The sequence below is a fragment of the Rhodococcus sp. NPDC057014 genome, from assembly GCF_042673295.1.
In the GTDB taxonomy this organism is placed as follows: domain Bacteria; phylum Actinomycetota; class Actinomycetes; order Mycobacteriales; family Mycobacteriaceae; genus Rhodococcus_F.
Genome location: NZ_JBHUSF010000159.1, coordinates 1 through 19,597, shown reverse-complemented (window position 1 = coordinate 19,597; position 19,597 = coordinate 1). Strand labels below are relative to the sequence as shown.

Genomic DNA, 19,597 nt, shown 5'->3' with positions numbered 1-19,597 from the left:
CACTGTAGGCGGCTCCGCCGCCCGTGCGTGCTTAAGGAGTCCAGAGACTCGTTAACCACGCACGGGCGCGAAGCGCCTATTCCTACGAGTAGAGGACCCAATACATGACTTCGTTCGATTCGCTGTGGGCGACCATTCTCGATGTCGGTCAGCACAAGTCGACGCGCGGGTACCGCCGCTTCGCGTGGAACGACGCCGACATGACGCTGCGAGAATGGTTCGGCGACTGCGCCCGGCAGCGGGGGATGAGCGTCGAGGAAGACCGCAACGGCAACCTCTGGGCCTGGTGGATGCCCGAGGGGTGGTCGGGTGATCCCCGCGACGCGTTCGTCACCGGGTCGCATCTCGACTCCGTGCCCGACGGCGGCGCCTACGACGGACCTCTCGGGGTCGTGTCGGCGTTCGCGGCGATCGACCTCGTGCGAGAACGGGGGATCGTGCCGACGCGTCCGGTGGCGGTCACCGCGTTCTCCGACGAAGAGGGCGCCCGGTTCGGTGTCGCCTGCGTCGGTTCACAGCTGTCGACCGGGGCGGTGGCACCCGCCCGTGCCCTGGCGCTGCGGGACAACGACGGCATCAGCCTCGGCGAGGCGCTGATCTCCGCTGGCCGCAACCCTCAGCATCTCGGCGAGGACCCCGACCTCGTCGACCGCGTCGGCGTGTACGTCGAACTGCACGTCGAGCAGGGGCGCGCTCTGGACCTGATCGACAGCCCCATCGCCGTGGCCTCGTCGATCTGGCCGCACGGGCGGTGGCAGTTCGTTTTCTCGGGGGAGGCCAACCACGCAGGTGCCACCCGATTGGTCGACCGCCGCGACCCGATGCTCGCGTTCGCGTCCTCGGTACACACCGCACGGTCCGCCGCGGCACTGCACGAGGCGGTCGCGACGTTCGGCAAGGTGCGGGTACTTCCCAACGGTGCCAATGCGATTCCTTCGGAGGTGCGGGCGTGGCTCGACGCCCGGGCCGCCGACGAGGAGACGCTGACGAAACTGGTGCAGCAGATCACCGCCGAGGCGCGGGCCTACGCGGCCGCCGACGGCATCGGTCTCGACGTCGACGCCGAATCGGTGACACCGATCGTCGAATTCCCGCACGACACCCGGGAACGACTGCGCCGCTCCCTCGCTCACCTCGGCGACATCCCCGTCCTCCCGACTGCGGCCGGCCACGACGCGGGGATCCTGTCGGCGAAGGTGCCCACTGCGATGATGTTCGTCCGCAACCCCACCGGTGTGTCGCACTCGCCCGACGAATTCGCCGAATCGGACGACTGCAACCGTGGCGCGGAGGCGCTGGCGGACGTCATGGCCGACTGGGTGACCGCCACCTGACCCCCACGTGAGCGTCAAAGCGTGCCGGGGCACTCTTTGCCACTCACGTACGGGAGGGGCTCCACTCCTCGAGCTGTTCGAGGGGGGTGTTCGCGACCGCGACGGCCTCGTCGCGGTCGACCCGCGACAGCAGGAGGGCGCTGACGGACAGGGACGTCAGGAGCCGAGCCCGGTGCTGCAGGGTGGCGGCCGAGGCGTCGGGGTCGTGGGCTCGGAGTGCGTGGGTGAGCGCCCCGGACAGTTCGCGCTGGTAGCTCTCGACGACGGACCGTTGTGCGTCGTCGTGTGCGGCGAAACCGGCGGCACTGTTGAGCAGCAGGCAGCCGCGTCCGGGGGCTTCATCGGGGAGGGACGCGAGGGCGCCGGCGAGGCTGCGGTAGTAGCGCGAGGCGGCGTCGGGGCGGGTCGGCTCGTCGGTCAGGATGCGGAGCCGGGGACGCACCACGCGGTCCAGGTAGTCGTCGACGGCGGCGTCGTAGAGTCCGCGTTTGTTGGTGAAGGCGTTGTAGAGGCTCGACCGATTCAAACCGGTGACGCGCTCGAGGTCGGGTATCGATGTGGCTTCGAAGCCCTTGTCCCAGAACAGGTCGCGGGCGCGGGCGACCACCTCGGCCGTGTCGAAGTCCTGCGTGCGCGGCATGACGGTCCTCACTCGTGGTTGTGAAACGACCATTTCAGTATATATTGAAATGGTCAGTTCAGAACGAGGAGGGGTTTCGTATGGTCGCCGCGGGTCTTGTTCTTGCCGCACTCGCCAGTGCGCTCCACGTGTATATCTTCGTGCTCGAGTCCGTCCTCTGGACGGCGCCGCGCACCCGCGCGACGTTCGGGACCAGCGCCGACGAGGCCGCCGCTACCAAAGAGCTTGCCTTCAACCAGGGCTTCTACAACCTCTTCCTGGCGATCGTGACGGCAGTCGGCATCGTCGCCGTCGCCATCGGCGCCACCGCCGTCGGTTCGGCCCTCGTCTTCGCCGGAGCGGGCTCCATGCTGCTCGCGGCGCTCGTGCTCCTGCTGTCGTCGCCCGACAAGGCGCGCGCGGCGATCACCCAGGGGACGCTGCCGCTGCTCGCCGTCATCCTCCTCGCGCTCGGACTGGCGCTGTGACCTCAGATGCATCGAAAGGAACACCATGCCGTCGAGCACCCAGATTCAACTGATCAACCGGCCGGTGGGCTGGCCCACCCCGGACGACTTCCGCACCGCCACCGTCGAGTTGCCCGACCTCGGACCCGAGCAGGTGCGGGTGGCCAACGAGTTCGTCTCGGTCGACCCCTACATGCGCGGCCGGATGAACGACGTGAAGTCGTACATCCCGCCGTTCGTGCTGGGTGAGACGATGACCGGCGGGGCCGTCGGTCGCGTCGTCGAATCCACCGCCGCCACCCATCCGGTCGGCTCGGTGGTCGTCCACGACCTCGGGTGGCGCGACGTCGCGCAGGGTGACGCCTCCGCGTTCCGGGTCGTCGAAGAGATTCCGGGAGTGCCGATCTCGGCTTACCTGGGGATTCTCGGACTGACCGGGCTCACCGCCTACGTCGGGCTGGTCCACATCGCCCACCTGAAGGCCGGCGACTCCGTGTTCATCTCCGGGGCAGCCGGTGCAGTGGGAACTGCCGCCGGCCAGATCGCACGACTCGAAGGCGCGTCCCGGGTGATCGGTTCCGCCGGGTCCGCGGAGAAGGTCGCGCTGCTGACCGACCGCTACGGATACGACGCGGCCTTCGACTACAAGCAGGCACCCGTGCGCGAGCAGCTGCGCGGACTCGCGGGCGACGGCATCGACGTCTACTTCGACAACGTCGGTGGCGACCACCTCGAGGCCGCCCTCGATGTCATGCGCCCGGGCGGGCGGGCCGCACTGTGCGGCGCGATCGCGGCGTACAACGCCACCGAGCGCACGCCCGGTCCCGACAACATGGTGAACATCATCAGCCGCGGGCTCACCCTCGAGGGTTTCACGCTCGGCAACTACACTCACGTGTTCCCCGAGTTCGCCGCCAAGATGGGACCGTGGCTCGCGTCCGGCGATGTGGTGCACGACGAGACCGTCGTCGACGGCATCGAGAACTCGGTCGACGCGTTCCTGCAGCTCATGCGCGGCGCGAACGTCGGGAAGATGCTGGTGAAGGTGGCGTAGCCACCTGTGCGCGGTTAAGGAGTCCAGAGACTCGTTAACCGCGCACAGGCGCGGAGCGCCTGTACCGCTCGCGGACGTCGGGTGCCGGGTCGGCCTCGAAGCGCCGGGTGGACGTCTGGCTCCACTGCGGCGGCTCGGGGGTCCCGGCCAGGGTCCAGGCCGCTTGACGGCACGTGCCGATCGCGACGTATTCCGCCGGCTGCGGAACGAGCACCGGCGCCCCGAAGATGGCGGGCGCGAGTTCACACAGTGCCTGTGAGCGGGCACCGCCGCCGATCAGGAGGATGCGGCGCACCGTGACACCCTGGGCGATCAGGTGGTCGATGCCTTCCGCCAGGCCGCACAGCAGCCCCTCGACGGCCGCGCGGGCGAGGTGCGCGGGCGTCGAATTGGCCAGCCGCAGACCGTGAACGGATCCGGTGGCGTCGGGACGGTTGGGGGTGCGTTCGCCCTCGAAGTACGGCACCATCACCAGGCCGCCGCTGCCGGACGGCGCCGACAACGCCAGCCGCGACAGCTGGTCGTGATCGACCCCCAGCAGCGAGGCGGTCGCGTCGAGGACCCGGGCGGCGTTCAGCGTGCACACGAGCGGCAGCTGGCGTCCGGTGGCGTCGGCGAAGCCGGCGACGAAACCGCCCGGATCGTTCGCCGGTGTCACCGATACCGCGGACACGACACCCGACGTTCCCACGGAGACGACGACGTCACCTTCCCGCGCGTCGAGAGCGAGCGCCGCGGCGGCATTGTCGCCGGTGCCCGGTCCGACGGCGGCGCCCCAGCGGGTCTCCCCGATCCGCTCGGCCGGTCCGGCGACACGCGGCACGGCGGCGGTGCGTCCCCGCAGTGCCAGCGACAGCAGGTCGGACCGGTAGGAATCCGTTGCGGCGGAGAAGTATCCGGTGCCGCTGGCGTCGCCGCGGTCGGTGGCCAGTGTGCCGAGATCCGACCTGCCGGTGAGCTGCCAGGCGAGCCAGTCGTGGGGCAGGCACACCGCGGACGTCCGGTCGGCGTTCGCCGGTTCGGAATCGGCGAGCCAGCGCAGCTTGCTGACGGTGATCGCCGCGAGGGGCACCACACCCACGGCGTCCGCCCACGCGTCCGGACCGCCGAGGTCGTCCACCAGTTGTTCGGCGGCGCCGGCGGAGCGAGTGTCGTTCCACAGCAACGCCGGACGCACGACCGTGCCCGCGTCGTCGAGGCAGACCATGCCGTGCTGTTGCGCGCCGACCGACACCGCGGCGACATCGTCCAGGCCACCTGCGGCGTCCACGGCGGCGTCGAGGGCCGAAGCCCACGCCTGCGGATCGACCTCGGTGCCGTCCGGGTGCGGGGCCTTGCCCTCGCGGACGAGTGCGCCGGTGTCGGCGTCGCAGACCATCACCTTGCACGACTGGGTGGACGAGTCGATTCCCGCGACGAGTGTCATTGCCGGACACCCGCCGCGCGGTCCAGTGTCTCGCGGGTGGGGAGGTCCGCCCCGGCGCGCGCGACCGTGAGACCGGACATCAGCACGGCGTTGTCGAGCACGTTCCGCAGTTCGTTCGGTTCGATCGCGCGGAGGGCGGCGCGGCTCTCCGCGCCGAGGAAGCCGTGCGACCAGAATCCGTCGAGGAGTCCGGCCATGAACGCGTCGCCGGCCCCGACGGTGTCGACCACCTCGACGTTCCGGGCTGCGACCTCGACGAGTCCGGCCGCGCAGACCGCGAAGGCGCCCTCGGCGCCCTTCGTCACCGCGACCATCGCCGGACCGCGCGACAGCCACTCGCGGGCGATGTCGACCGGATCCCGGTCGGGGTCGTACCAGCGCAGGTCTTCGTCGCTGACCTTGACGATGTCGGAGATCGACACGAGGTGCTCGATCCGCTGCCGGGCGCGGGCCCGGTCGGTGACCAGCACCGGTCGCACGTTGGGGTCGTAGCTGATCGTCGCCGAGGAGCGGCGGCGATCGAGCATGTTTGCCACGACGTCGCAGCCGGGTTCCAGCACGGCGGCAATGGAACCGGTATGCACGAGCGACGGGGCCGACGCACCGCTGGGGGAGGGAAGATCCCACTCAAGGTCGAACTCGTAGGTGGCGGACCCGGCGGCGTCGAGGGTGGCGTGGGCCGTCGCCGTTCGCTGCGCGGTGACACTGCCGGGCGCGACGCTCACCCCCGACTGCTGCAGGTGCCGGACGATCGCAGCACCCCGGGTGTCGTCGCCGATCCGGGTGACGAACTCGACCGGACGCCCGAGCCTGCCGAGACCGACCGCGACGTTGAGCGGGCTGCCACCGACGTATTCGGTGGTCGTGCCGTCGCTCGCCGTGACGATGTCGATGAGGGCTTCACCGATGATCAGACTCATGACTGCACCTTCTCACGCAGGGCCTCGAGTGTCTTCCGTGCGCCGACGCCGTGCAGTGAGTCCAGCGCCCACAGGTAGGCGGTGACGAAGCGCGGGTTGTCGGCCAGATCGCCGAAGACGGATCGGTTCTCGATGAAGGCCGTGGGGTTCTCGTGCTGGCTGCGCGCGATCGGGACGAGGGAGTCCTTCAACTGGTCGACGACGTCGATGGGTTCGCCGTCCTCGTCGACGCCCTCGGCGTAGCGGGCCCAGCTCGCCACGATCGCGGCCGACAGTCGAATGTGCCGGTCGGACAACAGGTTCTCGCGGATTACCGGCAACAGCCACTTCGGGATGCGGTCGGACGATTCGGCGCAGAGCCGGGCGACGGTGTCGCGGATCTCGGGATTGGAAAAGCGCTCGATGAGCGTGCGCTTGTACTCGTCGAGGTCGACCCCGGGCACCGGCGCCAGGGTGGGTGTGGCCTCCTCGTCCATGTACGCCAGCAGGAAGTCGGCGAACAGCGGATCCTGGGCGACGTCGTGCACCAGCCGGTACCCCGACAGGTACCCGAAATAGCAGAGACCCTGATGGCTGGCGTTGAGCAGGCGCAGTTTCATCAGTTCGTACGGTTCGACGTCGTCGACCACCTGCACACCGACGTCCTCGAACGCGGGGCGGCCGAGCGGGAACGCGTCCTCGAGCACCCACGACGTGAACGGCTCCGCGGCGACGGGCCACCGGTCGTCGACGCCGAAGCGCGACGACAGCGCCGCCGTAACCTCGGGGGTGGTGACGGGCGTGATGCGGTCGACCATGGAGTTGGGGAACGACGTCTCGGTGCGCATCCACTCGGCGAGGTCCCGGTCCTTCAACTCTGCGTACGCCAGGAACATCCGGCGCGCCACGCCGCCGTTGGCCTGAATGTTGTCGCAGGACATGACGGTCGGCGACGGCAACCCGCGCGCGCGACGGCGGGACAGGGCCTCGACGACGAGACCGAACGTGGTCCGCGGGACGGCGCCGTCCGTGAGATCGTGCACGACGTCGGGGTTGGCGGCGTCGAACTCGCCGGTGTCATGGGTGAAGTTGTAGCCGCCCTCCGTGATCGTCAGCGAGACGATCCGGGTGGTCTCCGCGGCGATCTTCTCGATGACCGCCTCGGGGTCGTCGGGGGCGAGGAGGTAGTCCACGATGGAACCGATGACGCTCACGTCCCAGGTGCCGTCGGCGTGACGGAGCGCCAGCGTGTACAGGCCGTCCTGTGCGTCGAGGACGTCCTTCATGCGCCGGTCGCCGGGCAGCACCCCGACTCCGCAGATGCCCCAGTCGCGGACGCCGCCCTGCCGGAGCAGCCGATCGACGTACATCGCCTGATGCGCGCGGTGGAATCCGCCGACACCGAAATGCACTATGCCCACGGTGATGTCGCTTCGATCGTAGTTCGGCACCTGCACGGTGTCGTCGAACTGCTGCAGTGCCTGCGCGCTCAGTTGCATCGGTCTCTCCTCATTCCTGGACGCGTACGACGGCCTTGAGGCTGCCCGGCGTCCGGTCTGCGTTCAGTGCTTGTTCCGCCTCGGCGAGCGGAAATCTTTCGGTGACCATCGAATCGAGGTCGACGCGCCCGGACCGCGCCAGCGCGATCGCCGTCGGCCAGGTGTTGGCGTAGCGGAACACCCCGGTCAGCACCAACTCTCGGTTCTGAATGGTCTGGACGGGCAGCGCCATCTCGGGGGCGCCCATGCCGACCAGGACCACGATTCCCGCGGGCCGGACCGCCCGGATGCCGGCGAGGACCGCGCTCGGGGCGCCGGACGCGTCGACGAACGCGTCCACGTGCAGTCCCGCGACGTCCTGCTCGCGGGGGTCGAGCACGGTGGTGGCACCGAATTTCGTTGCGACGTCGCGTCGCTGGGGGTCGAGGTCCGAGACGATGACTTCGGTGGCGCCGAAGGCCAGGGCCGTCTGCACCGTCGCGATCCCGATCGGCCCCGCGCCCGCGATCAGCACCCGGGAGCCTGCCGTCACGCCGGCCTTGCGGGTGGTGGCGATGGCCACGGACAACGGCTCGCACAGCGCGGCCGCGTCGTCGGACATCTCGTCGGGAACCGGATGGGCGAACGCCGAGCCGATGGTCACGTATTCGGCCAGCGCCCCGTCGATCGGCGGGGTGGCATAGAACTGCATGTGCGGGCACAGGTTGTAGAGACCGCGCCGGGATTCGTCGGTGTCCGGGTCGGGGCGCTGCGGTTCGATGGAGACCCGCTGCCCGATGCGCTCCGCCGCGACGCCGGCCCCGACACCGACCACGGTGCCCGACGCCTCGTGTCCCAGCACGATCGGCTGGTCGACCACGAACTCGCCGATGCGGCCCTCGCGGTAGTAGTGGGTGTCCGATCCGCAGACGCCGACCGAGGCCACGCGGATCAGGACGTCGCCGGGGCCGGGAGCGGGCACGGGCCGCTCCCGGATCTCGATCACGCCCGGCTCGACGAGTACGCCGGCACGCATCGTCCTGGGGATTTCCAAGGGGAGTGTTGTGTGGGTCACACTTCGATGCTAGCGTACTGAGCAGATGAACGCATAGTGATCATTTGCTCACGGTTTCTCGAGGCTCCGAAGACACGCTCGACGGGCTCGGGATCATGGCGAGGAGAACCAGTGACGTCCCCCAACTCGACGGCCCCGACGCCGTCTCCCATCGCGGCACCGCCGCCGTCCACGACGGAGGATCTGCGCCTCGCGTTGCGCGCCGCAACGTTGTACTACCTCGACGGAATGACCCAGGCCGAGGTCGCCACGCGCCTCGGCGTCTCCCGCCCGACGGCGGGCCGGCTGGTGGCACGAGCCCGCGCCCAGGGCCTGGTGCGCATCGAGGTGCAGGCACCCGCGCATCTGCGTGACTCGCTGCGCTCGGACGAGGAGCGCGCGCTCGAGGAGAAGTACGGCCTCGTCGAGGCGGTGGTGGTCGCCGATTCCGTCGACGCCGCCGGTGCGATCGACGACCACAACAGTTTCGCGGGTGTCGGGCGCGCCGCCGCGTCCCTGCTGGTTCGCCGGATCCGGGAAGGCGACACCCTCGGATTCACCTGGGGGCCGGAGACGGTCGCCGTCGCGCAGGGGTTGCCGTCCGGTGCGGCCACGTGCGCATCCGTCGTCCAGCTCGACGGCTCGGTGAGTGCGATCAACTATCAGACGGGAACGGAGTACGTGCTCGGCCGATGCGCGGAGCAGCTGCAGGCCAACACCGTTCGGCTGCCCGTGCCCCTGTACGCGGACGCGTCGACCGTGGTATCCATGCGGGGCGACTCCGTCATCTCCAAAGCGCTCGAGGCCGGGCGGACCGCGCAGATGATGATGTTCGGCACGGGCGCCGTGTCCACGTCGACCACCCTGTTCGAAGGCAGCTTCATCGACACGGACATGCTGTCCGTGCTCACCGGCCTCGGCGCGGTCGGCGAAGTCGGTGGACGCTTCTACCGGCTCGACGGAACCGAGGTGTCCGGCCCACTGGACGAACGGGCCATGTCCGTTCCTCTCGACGACATCCGCGCGTGCGAGGGATCGATCCTCGTCACCGGTGGCGTCGCCAAACACCAAGCGGCACTGGGTGCCCTCCACGGCGGACTGGCCAAGATGCTGGTCTGCGACATCGAATGCGCGCGTTGGCTGCTCGACCAGTAGCACCACGCAAGAGAGGTGAAGATCGGTGAAGAAACACAGGAAACCGGCGACGATGCTGGTAGCGGGGGCAGGAGCGCTCTGCCTCACGCTCAGCGGATGCGCGGGCGCCGGATCGCTGGGCGCGTCGGACCAGACCATCACCATCGCGATGGTCTCCAACTCACAGATGCAGGACGCCCAGAAACTCGCCTCGCAGTTCGAGGAGGAGAATCCCGACATCGACCTGAAATTCGTCACGCTGTCGGAGAACCAGGCGCGCGCGAAGATCACGGCATCCACCGCGACCGGCGGCGGGGAGTTCGACGTCGTGATGATCAGCAACTACGAGACGCCGCAGTGGGCGCAGTACGGCTGGCTGAAGAACCTGTCGGAGTACGCCCAGGCGACGGAGGGCTACGACGAGGCCGACTTCATCCCCACCCTGCGCGAGTCGCTGTCCTACGACGGGAGCATGTACTCGGTGCCGTTCTACGGCGAGTCCTCGTTCCTGATGTACCGCAAGGACCTGTTCGAGCAGGCCGGAATCACCTTGTCGGAGAAGCCGACCTGGACGGAGGTCGCCGCGGCGGCGAAGCAACTCGACTCCGAGGACATGGCCGGCATCTGCCTGCGCGGCAAGCCCGGCTGGGGTGAACTGCTCGCACCCCTCGACACCGTCATCAATACGTTCGGTGGCCGCTGGTTCGACGAGGACTGGAACGCTCAGCTGACCAGCCCCGAGGTGGAACGCGCGGTCCAGTTCTACGTAGACCTGGTGCGCGAGTACGGCGAGCCCGGCGCCGCGACGAGCGGTTTCGGCGAGTGCGCCACGCAGCTCGCTCAGGGGCAGGTGGCGATGTGGTACGACTCGACGTCCGCCGTCTCCACGCTCGAGGATCCGTCGTCGAGTGCCGTCGTCGGCAAGATCGGGTATGCGCCCGCGCCCATCGAGGTGAAGGACAACTCCGGCTGGCTGTACAGCTGGGCGCTGGGAATCCCCGAGAGCAGCGAGAACCCCGATGCGGCCTGGAAGTTCATTTCGTGGATGACCGACAAGCAATACATACGCACGGTCGGTGAGGATCTCGGCTGGGAGCGGGTGCCTCCGGGCAGCCGGCTCTCGACCTACGAGATTCCCGAGTACAAGGAGGCCTCGGCCGCGTACGGACCGCTGACGCTCGAGGCGATCGAGAACGCGACCCCGGAAGCGCCCACTGTGCAACCGGTTCCGTACACGGGCGTGCAGTTCCTGGCGATCCCCGAGTTCCAGGACCTCGGAACCCGCGTCAGCCAGCAGATCAGCGCCGCGATCGCCGGCCAGCAGACCGTGCCCGAGGCACTCGCCCAGGCTCAGCAGTACGCCGAGGTCGTCGGCGCGACCTACCGGGAGGAAAGATGACCACCATCGCCGAGAAACCCACCGCGGACGGCACCGCCGACCGGGTGCGGGAACTCCGGGAGGCCAAGGACGACAGCGTCTCCCGGGCCGAGGGCTGGCGCCGCCGGGGGCCGTTGCTGCCCGCCCTGATATTCATGATCGTGGTGACCCAGATCCCGTTCCTGTTCACGCTGTACTACTCGACGCAGTCGTGGAACCTGGTGCGACCCGGCTCCCGCGAGTTCATCGGGCTGCAGAACTACGTGGACGTGTTCAAGGACAGCCAGTTCCGTGAGGTCGCGGTCAACACCGTGATCCTGATCGTCGGGACCGTGCTGATCTCGGTGGTGCTGGGCCTGCTGCTCGCGCTGCTGCTGGACCGAGCGTTCCTGGGCCGCGGAATCGTGCGTACCCTGCTCATCACGCCGTTCCTGGTGACACCCGTCGCGGGCGCGCTGCTGTGGAAGACGACGATGTTCGACCCGGTGTTCGGCATCGTCAACTTCGTGCTCTCCCCGTTCGGAGTGGGGCAGGTCGACTGGGTCAGCAAGTTCCCGCTGGCCTCGGTGATGGTCAGCCTGGTGTGGCAGTGGACGCCGTTCATGATGCTGCTGATCCTGGCCGGGCTGCAGTCCATGCCGCGCGACATCCTCGAGGCGGCACGGGTGGACGGCGCCAAACCGTTCGCGATGTTCCGCGAACTGACGCTCCCGCACCTGCGCCGGTTCATCGAACTCGGTGCGGTGCTCGGCGCCATCTATCTGATCAACACGTTCGACGCCATCTACATGATGACCCAGGGCGGGCCGGGCACCGCCAGTGCCAACCTTCCCTTCTACATCTACCAGCGCGCATTCCTCGGTTTCGACATCGGGCAGGCCGCGGCGATGGGCGTCATCGTCGTGATCGCGACGATCGTCGTCGCGACCCTGGCGTTGCGCCTGATCTTCAAGAGCTTTACCGGTAACGAGGAGGCAGCGTGATGAGTACCGACACTGCGGCGGCGCCGGTGGAGTCCGCTCCCGCCGCCCCGGAGACGAAGCGGGCGCGCAAGCATCGCAAGTTCAGTCCGTGGAGTGTGGTGGCGTGGATCGTGGCGCTCGGGTTCTTCTTCCCGGTGGCGTGGATGGTGCTCACCGCGTTCAAGCAGGAGGGCGACGCCTACACGACTCCGCCGAAACTGTTCTTCACGCCCACGCTGGACCAGTTCAAGGCGGTCCTCGACAGCGGAATCGGCACGGCACTGCTGAATTCGGCGTTCGCGACCGCTGTGTCGACGATCATCGTGCTGGTGCTCGGCGTCCCGGCGGCGTTCGCGCTGTCACTGCGGCCGGTCCGCAAGACGAAGGACGCCCTGTTCTTCTTCATCAGCACCAAGATGCTCCCGATCGTGGCCGCGATCATCCCGCTGTACGTGATCGTCAACGACATCGGCCTGCTCGACAACATCTGGGCGCTGATCATCCTGTACACGGCGATGAACCTGCCGATCGCGGTGTGGATGATGCGCTCGTTCTTCCTCGAGGTCCCGGGCGAAATCCTGGAGGCCGCGAGCATGGACGGCGCGAGCCTGTGGACGTCGGTGCGCGAGGTGATCCTTCCGCTGGTGTCACCCGGTATCGCGGCCACCGCGCTGATCTGCGTGATCTTCTCGTGGAACGAATTCTTCTTCGCTGTCAATCTCACGGCCGTCCAGGCGCAGACCATTCCGGTGTTCCTCGTCGGATTCATCACCGGTGAGGGCCTGTACTGGGCCCGGCTGTCGGCGGCGGCGACGCTGGCGGCGCTCCCGGTCATCCTGGCCGGCTGGGTCGCGCAGAACAAACTGGTCCGCGGCCTGTCCTTCGGCGCGATCAAATGATCACCCCGGCAATCATTTCCCCCGATTTCGGTACCCACCAGAGGAGCAATCATGGCTGACATCGCGTACAAGGGCGCATCCTGCATCTACGAGAACGCCGACACGCTGGCGGTCGATACGCTCGACCTCGAGATCGAAGACGGCGAGTTCATCGTCCTCGTCGGACCGTCCGGTTCCGGCAAGAGCACGGCGCTGCGGATGCTCGCCGGCCTCGAGGACATCGACGAGGGCACCATCACCATCAACGGCAAGGACATGGTGGGGGTGCCGTCGAAGGATCGCGACATCGCGATGGTGTTCCAGAACTACGCCCTCTACCCGAACAAGACGGTGGGCGAGAACATGGGCTTCGCGCTGAAGATGCGCGGCGTCGGCGTCGAGGAACGCAAGAAGAAGGTGGCGGAGGCGGCCAAACTCCTCGACCTCACCGATTATCTCGACCGCAAGCCCGGCAAGCTGTCCGGTGGTCAGCGGCAGCGTGTTGCGATGGGGCGCGCCATCGTGCGTGAGCCGCAGGTCTTCTGCATGGACGAGCCTCTGTCCAACCTCGACGCCAAACTCCGCGTTCAGACCCGCACCCAGATCGCGGCACTGCAGCGCCGGCTCGGCACCACCACCGTCTACGTCACCCACGACCAGGTGGAGGCCATGACCATGGGTGACCGGGTGGCCGTCCTCAAGAACGGTAAGCTGCAGCAGTTCTCGGCACCCACCGAGCTGTACGACCGTCCCACCAACGCCTTCGTGGCCGGCTTCATCGGTTCCCCGGCGATGAACCTGATGACCATGCCCATCGTCAGCGACGGTGTGCGGCTCGGAAACTCCACGCTCCCGCTCGAACGCGACCAGCTGTCGACGCTGCACGCCGCCGGCCTGGAGACCGTGACGGTCGGCGTGCGGCCCGAGCAGCTCGAACTGTCGACCGGGGAGGGCGGCATCGAGGTGATCGTCGACCTCGTCGAGGAACTCGGGAGTGAATCCTACGTCCACACCCACATCGCCGGGGACGGCACTCAACTCGTCGCCCGGTCGTTGACCCGCACCCCCGCCCGGCTCGCCGACACCGTGTCACTGCGCAAGCGGGACGGAGCCGTGCACCTGTTCCACCCGGAGACGGGGGATCGGATCGGGGACTGACTTCGGGGGCCAGGGCTACGACTCGCATCTCGACGCACACCTCGGCACAGGCGAAGATGTAGTGACCTCGTCCGGTAGCGACACCAGGGCGGAACCCTGGCATCACCGGCGCACGAACATCCGTAGGAGGAGTTGTGTTTGTCCCGTTCAGTGTCAACGATTTCCTCGACCGCGCGGCGACCGTGTACGGGGACAGGATCGGTGTGGTCGACGAACCTGACCAACCCGCCCCGTCCCAGGGGTCGCTGACCTACGCCGAGATCGCCGACCTGGCCCGCCGCCAGTCCGCCAAGCTCGACGAACTCGGCATCGGCGCCGGTGAGCGGGTCGCGATCGTCAGCCACAACTCCAGCCGGTTGATGACCTCGTTCTTCGGGGTCAGCGGTTCGGGCCGGGTGCTGGTTCCGGTCAACTTCCGGCTGCGTCCCGACGAGGTCCGTTACATCGTCGAGGACTCCGGTGCCCGCGTCCTCTACGTCGATCCCGAACTCGAGGACGCGCTCGAGGAGGTCGACTGCGAGCACAAGTTCGTCCTGGGCTCGGACACCGACCTCTACGCCGCTCCCGGGGCGGTGCCGCAGCCGTGGGAGCCGGACGAGTCGGCTATTGCCACCCTCAACTACACCTCCGGGACCACCGCCCGCCCGAAGGGGGTGGAGATCACTCACCGCAACATCTGGGTCAATGCGGTCACGTTCGGGCTGCACGCCGGGATCGGTGACCGGGACGTGTACCTGCACACGCTGCCGATGTTCCATTGCAACGGCTGGGGTCAACCGTTCGCGCTGACCGGCGTCGGCGCCCGGCACATCATCCTGCGCAAGGTCGACGGCGCCGAGATCCTGAGGCGGGTCCGCGACCACGGGGTCACGGTGCTCTGTGGGGCGCCGGCGGTCGCGTCCGCGGTCCTCGAGGCCGCACAGACTTGGGAGGGCGAGATTCCCGGCCGGGACCGGGTGCGGATCATCATGGCCGCTGCGCCGCCGCCCACGACGACCGTCGTGCGGGTCGAGGAAGAGCTTGGCTGGGAGTTCATCCAGATCTACGGTCTCACCGAAACCTCCCCGCTGCTGACCGTCAACCGCACCCGCGCCGAATGGGACGACCTCGACCCGGAGACCCGCGCGGCGAAACTGATCCGGGCCGGCGCCCCGGCGCTCGGTGTCCGGCTGCAGATCGAGGAATCCGAGGAAGGCGCGGGGGAGGTGCTGGCCCGCTCCAACGTCGTGATGGAGGGCTACTGGAACAAACCGGAGGAGACCGAGAAGGCGCTGGCCGGTGGCTGGTTCCACACCGGTGACGGTGGCGCGGTCGGCGAGGACGGGTATCTGACCATCGCCGATCGGAAGAAGGATGTCATCATCACCGGCGGTGAGAACGTGTCTTCGATCGAGGTCGAGGACTGCCTGTTCTCCCACCCGGCCGTGTCCGAGGTGGCCGTGATCGCGGTGCCGAGCGAGAAGTGGGGAGAGACGATCAAGGCCCTGGTGGTACTGCACCCGGACGTGGAGCCGGGCGACAGCACCGAGGCGGAACTGATCGGCTGGTGCAAGCAGCATCTGGCCGGGTACAAGGCACCGACCTCGGTGGAGTTCCGCAGCGAGCTGGCCCGCACCGCCACCGGCAAGCTGCAGAAGTTCAAACTGCGCTCCCCGTATTGGGACGGACACGCACGTCAGGTCAACTGACATCGAGTTTTCGGCGTCCACACGCCGGCGTGATGTGAAAAGACCTCGGTGGGGTGGGAGGTGTGCCCGCCCCACCGAAGCCGAATCAAACGCCAGCCGGCCGGGCTCAGGCCGGCCAGTGGGCCAGCACGCGCTGTTTGAGCTCTTCCGGGTAACCCTGCTCGAACGACGAGTGGAGATCCCGGCCCTCTCCGAATGCGGGCAGGAGCAGGTCGTAGACGATCTTCGGGCCCTGTCCGGAGGCGTACTCACCCTCGTCGTAACACTGCGGCAGCCGAACGATCCGCTGGTCCTCGAATACCGCGCGCCGGCCGGTGGGGTGCACACGGGTGGAGATGGCCCACACGACATCCGAGAGGTTCGTCGGGTCGATGTCGTCGTCGACGAGGAAGACCTTCGGGATGAACAGCATCGCGCCGGTCTCGAACAGAACGTCGCCCACCCGTTTCGCGAACTGTTCACTCGAGACGCCCGGTAGCTCGTCACGCCAGTCCGCCGGCACGACTACCAGGAGCCAGTGCACCGCGGCGCCCTCCGGTGCCCAGACGGTCTTCACCGGAAGCTTCGCGGCCCGGAGGTGGGCCAGGGCGTCGGCGGCGATGCCCATGGCCCAGATGGTGTGTGATTCGTCCGCCGGGCGCCCGGCCACCACCAGCGGCCAGATCGGTTCGTCGCGGTGAGTGATCGTCTCGACATGGAAGGTGGGCTGGAGTGACGAGCCGGTGCCGAGGTATCCGCCGTACTCGCCGTAAGGCCCCTCCATGCAGTCGCGGGTGGTGGACACGTGACCCTCGATCACGATCTCCGCGGTCGCGGGAACCTCGAGGTCTACGCTGATCGCCTTGACGAGTTCGACCGGTTCACCCACCAGGGCTCCCACATAGTCGACCTCGTCGACCTCGGCGGGCAGGGGGATACCCGAGACACACGAGATCGCCGGTGCAGGTCCTTGCACGAGCGCATAGGGCATGGGCTCGCCCAGCTTCACCCACTCGGCCCAGATCTGGCCGGTGTGCTGGCTCGGTACGACGAGGCCCACCATTCTCCGACCGTCGACCTTCATGATGCGGGCGATCGCCCAGTTCACCCATCTGCCGTCGGGTGTTTTCACGATCAGGGTGCCCCACGTGTTGGCGTAGCGTCCGCCGTCCTTCCCGTGGGCGAACGGGATGGGGAACAGGTCGAGATTCGCATCCTCGCCGCGGAGAACGTTCTGCTGACAGGGTGCCTCGGACGGGTCGACGAGGACGGGCGGTGTGAGCGGAAGGTCGCGCGCGGCCGCGAGAGCCTCGACGATCTCGGGGCCGGCCGACTCCGGCGGCAGGCCCAGTGACAGTGCGACCCGGGCATACGGCATGTCGGGTCGGGAAGAGAGCGCGGCCGGTCCGCCGAGGATGCGGAATCCCGGCTCGGCACCCGCGATGTTCTCGAACAGCGGTGCCGGCGAATTGATTTCGCAACTGCGCCGGGTGATGGCGCCGGGCTCGAGATCGCCGTCGACCTGACGGGTGATGTGCGTGATGTCGCCGAGATCGTCGAGTGCGGCGATATAGCTTCTCAGGTCACTGAGGTACGTCATGGGGCATTCCTTCGATCGAATGATTGCGGGCGGCCTTTGTTCCGTTCCACCGCGTGGTGAGGCTGTTGTCCAGGCCGAACTGGTCGAGGACCCGGGAGACGATGTGATCGACGATGTCGGCTGTCGTCTCGGGGTTGTTGTAGAAGGCAGGCATGGGCGGAAGCATCATGGCGCCCGCCCGGGTCAATGCGAGCATGTTTTCGAGATGAATTGCACTCAAGGGAGATTCGCGGGGAACGAGGACGAGGCGTCGTTGTTCCTTCAGTGAGACGTCGGCCGCCCGGGCGACGAGCCCGTCGCCGTAACCGCAACGGATGGCCGCGAGCGTCTTCATGCTGCACGGAGCGACTATCATGCCGTCTACGCGGTAGGAGCCACTGGCGATGGCTGCTGCCTGATCTTGCTCGCTGTATGTCTTCGATGCAAGTGCCATGACGTCGTTAACCGAATAAGGAGTCTCCATGTGAATGGTCGCGCGAGCCCACTTCGTTATCACCAGATGGGTTTCGACCCCGAGGTCACTCAGTGCCTCGAGAATGCGAATTCCGATTGCGGCGCCGGTCGCGCCGGTCATTCCTACTACAAGCTTCATGCCCACTGCCTTCATTCGGTCCGGCCGAACTCGCAAGGCGCAGTTCGTGTTAAAACAGTTCGAGTACGAACTATAAATACGAGACTATGAGGAGTCAAGAGACGCTATGACCGACAACACCGAATCCGTTCTTTCCGCGCCGCTCTGGCCGCACGGCGATACTGCGCTCATGCACCTGATCCGCCGGGCCGGCCAGCGGTGCACGACCAGCTGGACCTCGACCGTGACTACCGGTCTGTCCGCGGTTCAGTACGCCATTCTCGTCGTGCTCGCCGAGATGAAGACCTGTGATCAGCAGACGCTCGGAAGTCGCGCGGGTTTCGACAAGGCGACCGGGACCTACCTGATCGACAAGATGGGCAAGGGCGGTCTGGTCAGGACGCACTTCGATCCGGCCGACCGCCGGCGCAAGCTGGTCTCCCTCACTGCCGCCGGCCGCAAGGCGTTGAATCAGATGATCGACGAAGCTCGGCAGGCCGAAGCCATGGTTACCTCCGGCTTGGAGCCCGGCGATATCGCGGAACTGAAACGCTTGCTGAGCAAGATGACAGGGCTGCAGTAACCCGGCAGTCCGGCGCGAAGGTCACGCGAGATCGATTTCGATGAAAACCATTCGAGAACAGTTGGATTCACGACGTCGAGACTGCAGCATCCACAGGGAAGGTCGGCGCTACGGTCTCGATGACAAGCCTCGGGTCAGCCGCGCGCGCGTCGCTCGGTGCCGGCCAATGCATCGCTGCACGCGCGGGGCGTCGTTCCGTACCGCTCGCGGAACTCGTTGATGAAGTGCGACGTGCTTCGGTAACCGACGGCCTTCGAAATCTCCGTGACGTTGCACTCGTTCTCGATCAGCAGCTCACGCGCCTTGTTCAGCCGGATCTCCTTCACGAACTGGTACGGCGATCGTCCGGTCACATCCCGGAACAGGTGCGAGAACGCGGACGGACTCATGAACGCGCGCTCGGCGAGTTCGCTCACGCTCAGCGGCTCGGCGAGGTGTTCCTGCACGTACGCGATGACGGCGCTGACGGGGTTGCTCGCGCTCTCACTCGCCGCTCTTTCGACCAGGCGGGTGTACTGCTCGGCCTGCAGCGCCCGGTAGACGATTTCCTTCAGGTATGTCGGCGCGAGCACGCGGCGGTCGGCTCCGGTCGAGAGTGCGCGGAGGAAGCGCAGGATCGCGTCCAGCATGTCGCGGTCCAGGGCGGAGACGAAGTCGTGGTGCGCCTCGCTCTTCGGCCGCGCGCGGGTGAATGCCGTGGTCTCCCGCTCCAGGAGGATGTCGGACGACACCTGTCGCACCAGTTCCGGATCGAGCTGGAGTCCGAACGACAGGAAGGGCTTCGCCGGGCTGGCTTCGATGATCTCCGTCAGGAACGGAACATGGTTGCTGATCGCCAGATACGTGAACGGGTCGTAATAGCAGGCGTTCCCGTTCGTCGTGACGCATTTGCGGCCCTGCGCGATCACGCACAAATGAAGTTCGCGGACCTCTTCCCACTGCGGCTCCGCGGGTGCGTCGAACCGGTAGATGGTCAGCCCGGGCCACAACCCGTCGTTGGTGCCCGGCTCCGGAGCGCGGGACTTGAGTTCGGCGACCAGATCTCCCGAGGTGATTCGGAACTCGAGCGGATTCAGTGCGTTCATCGCAGCCTCCCGTGCGGGGGTAAGTGGCGGATCAACCCGCTCCTCGGATTGAAACACTATAACCGCAATTCGCCATTCTTCTTCGACTGATTTTCACGCATTACTGGAAGTCCCGTACCCGGACGAATGACCAGTACCTGCCGGTAACCCACGTGGTCGCGCTTTGTTAGCAGAATCCTGCGGTTCGATTGCGGATTCCAGCGCGACTCTCTGCTGAGGCTGTTCCTGCGCCCGTCGGGGGCTCTCTAAT

18 protein-coding genes are annotated in these 19,597 nt (G+C 67.3%); 10 read left to right on the top strand and 8 right to left on the bottom strand.

Annotation, left to right across the window (positions count from 1 at the left end; genetic code table 11):
- The first annotated feature begins 104 nt into the window (after positions 1 to 104).
- The gene (locus tag ACFTZB_RS26595) at positions 105 to 1,334 is read left to right on the top strand and encodes an allantoate amidohydrolase (protein ID WP_378435688.1); all 1,230 of its coding nucleotides are present in this window, start codon (positions 105 to 107) and stop codon (positions 1,332 to 1,334) included.
- A gap of 43 nt (positions 1,335 to 1,377) precedes the next feature.
- On the opposite strand, the gene ACFTZB_RS26590 is transcribed toward ACFTZB_RS26595, so the two are convergent.
- Entirely contained in the window at positions 1,378 to 1,974 is a 597-nt protein-coding gene (locus ACFTZB_RS26590) for a TetR/AcrR family transcriptional regulator (RefSeq protein ID WP_378435686.1), read from the bottom strand.
- An 80-nt stretch (positions 1,975 to 2,054) separates the two neighbouring features.
- Here ACFTZB_RS26590 and ACFTZB_RS26585 point away from each other — a divergent pair, with 80 nt between their 5' ends.
- Together ACFTZB_RS26585 and ACFTZB_RS26580 are read left to right on the top strand one after the other, a co-directional pair.
- Positions 2,055 to 2,441 carry a DUF1304 domain-containing protein gene (locus tag ACFTZB_RS26585; RefSeq protein WP_124393977.1) on the top strand — a complete coding sequence of 129 codons (387 nt, stop codon included), beginning with the start codon at positions 2,055 to 2,057 and terminating at the stop codon, positions 2,439 to 2,441.
- A 25-nt stretch (positions 2,442 to 2,466) separates the two neighbouring features.
- The gene (locus ACFTZB_RS26580) at positions 2,467 to 3,474 is read left to right on the top strand and encodes an NADP-dependent oxidoreductase (protein ID WP_378435683.1); all 1,008 of its coding nucleotides are present in this window, start codon (positions 2,467 to 2,469) and stop codon (positions 3,472 to 3,474) included.
- 34 nt (positions 3,475 to 3,508) lie between these two features.
- On the opposite strand, the gene ACFTZB_RS26575 is transcribed toward ACFTZB_RS26580, so the two are convergent.
- Genes ACFTZB_RS26575 through ACFTZB_RS26560 form a run of 4 tightly spaced genes read right to left on the bottom strand, consistent with a single transcriptional unit; the run spans position 3,509 to position 8,313 of the window.
- Entirely contained in the window at positions 3,509 to 4,900 is a 1,392-nt protein-coding gene (locus ACFTZB_RS26575) for a xylulokinase (protein ID WP_378435681.1), read from the bottom strand.
- Positions 4,897 to 5,820 (bottom strand): carbohydrate kinase, encoded by a 924-nt coding sequence (locus tag ACFTZB_RS26570; RefSeq protein ID WP_378435679.1) that lies wholly within the window; start codon positions 5,818 to 5,820, stop codon positions 4,897 to 4,899. Before ACFTZB_RS26570 ends, ACFTZB_RS26575 begins: the two co-directional genes overlap by 4 nt.
- The gene (locus ACFTZB_RS26565) at positions 5,817 to 7,298 is read right to left on the bottom strand and encodes a mannitol dehydrogenase family protein (RefSeq protein WP_378435677.1); all 1,482 of its coding nucleotides are present in this window, start codon (positions 7,296 to 7,298) and stop codon (positions 5,817 to 5,819) included. The genes ACFTZB_RS26570 and ACFTZB_RS26565 overlap by 4 nt, the downstream gene beginning before the upstream one ends.
- 10 nt (positions 7,299 to 7,308) lie before the next feature.
- Positions 7,309 to 8,313, bottom strand: coding sequence for an NAD(P)-dependent alcohol dehydrogenase (locus tag ACFTZB_RS26560; RefSeq protein WP_378435690.1), 1,005 nt, complete (start codon positions 8,311 to 8,313; stop codon positions 7,309 to 7,311).
- 150 nt (positions 8,314 to 8,463) lie between these two features.
- Here ACFTZB_RS26560 and ACFTZB_RS26555 point away from each other — a divergent pair, with 150 nt between their 5' ends.
- From ACFTZB_RS26555 to ACFTZB_RS26530, 6 genes are all read left to right on the top strand, one after another.
- A complete protein-coding gene (locus ACFTZB_RS26555; protein ID WP_378435675.1) occupies positions 8,464 to 9,486 on the top strand; it encodes a sugar-binding transcriptional regulator in 1,023 nt (340 codons plus the stop codon).
- A gap of 52 nt (positions 9,487 to 9,538) precedes the next feature.
- On the top strand, positions 9,539 to 10,864 hold the full coding sequence (locus ACFTZB_RS26550) for a sugar ABC transporter substrate-binding protein (protein ID WP_072937039.1): 1,326 nt from the start codon (positions 9,539 to 9,541) through the stop codon (positions 10,862 to 10,864).
- Positions 10,861 to 11,826, top strand: coding sequence for a carbohydrate ABC transporter permease (locus ACFTZB_RS26545; RefSeq protein ID WP_378435673.1), 966 nt, complete (start codon positions 10,861 to 10,863; stop codon positions 11,824 to 11,826). Before ACFTZB_RS26550 ends, ACFTZB_RS26545 begins: the two co-directional genes overlap by 4 nt.
- Positions 11,826 to 12,704, top strand: coding sequence for a carbohydrate ABC transporter permease (locus ACFTZB_RS26540; RefSeq protein ID WP_378435671.1), 879 nt, complete (start codon positions 11,826 to 11,828; stop codon positions 12,702 to 12,704). The genes ACFTZB_RS26545 and ACFTZB_RS26540 overlap by 1 nt, the downstream gene beginning before the upstream one ends.
- A gap of 51 nt (positions 12,705 to 12,755) precedes the next feature.
- On the top strand, positions 12,756 to 13,841 hold the full coding sequence (locus ACFTZB_RS26535) for an ABC transporter ATP-binding protein (RefSeq protein WP_378435669.1): 1,086 nt from the start codon (positions 12,756 to 12,758) through the stop codon (positions 13,839 to 13,841).
- 134 nt (positions 13,842 to 13,975) lie between these two features.
- Positions 13,976 to 15,529: an AMP-binding protein gene (locus ACFTZB_RS26530; RefSeq protein ID WP_378435667.1), complete on the top strand. Its 1,554-nt coding sequence runs from the start codon at positions 13,976 to 13,978 to the stop codon at positions 15,527 to 15,529.
- Positions 15,530 to 15,635: 106 nt separating this feature from the next.
- Here the strand turns inward: ACFTZB_RS26530 and ACFTZB_RS26525 are convergent, their stop codons facing one another.
- Positions 15,636 to 17,108, bottom strand: a complete 1,473-nt coding sequence (locus tag ACFTZB_RS26525) for a UbiD family decarboxylase (protein ID WP_378435665.1) — start codon at positions 17,106 to 17,108, stop codon at positions 15,636 to 15,638.
- Entirely contained in the window at positions 17,092 to 17,715 is a 624-nt protein-coding gene (locus tag ACFTZB_RS26520) for a UbiX family flavin prenyltransferase (RefSeq protein ID WP_378435664.1), read from the bottom strand. Before ACFTZB_RS26520 ends, ACFTZB_RS26525 begins: the two co-directional genes overlap by 17 nt.
- Before the next feature lie 91 nt (positions 17,716 to 17,806).
- Here ACFTZB_RS26520 and ACFTZB_RS26515 point away from each other — a divergent pair, with 91 nt between their 5' ends.
- A complete protein-coding gene (locus ACFTZB_RS26515) occupies positions 17,807 to 18,262 on the top strand; it encodes a MarR family winged helix-turn-helix transcriptional regulator (protein WP_378435662.1) in 456 nt (151 codons plus the stop codon).
- Between the two features lie 134 nt (positions 18,263 to 18,396).
- On the opposite strand, the gene ACFTZB_RS26510 is transcribed toward ACFTZB_RS26515, so the two are convergent.
- Positions 18,397 to 19,347, bottom strand: coding sequence for an AraC family transcriptional regulator N-terminal domain-containing protein (locus ACFTZB_RS26510; protein WP_378435660.1), 951 nt, complete (start codon positions 19,345 to 19,347; stop codon positions 18,397 to 18,399).
- Positions 19,348 to 19,597 lie beyond the last annotated feature (250 nt).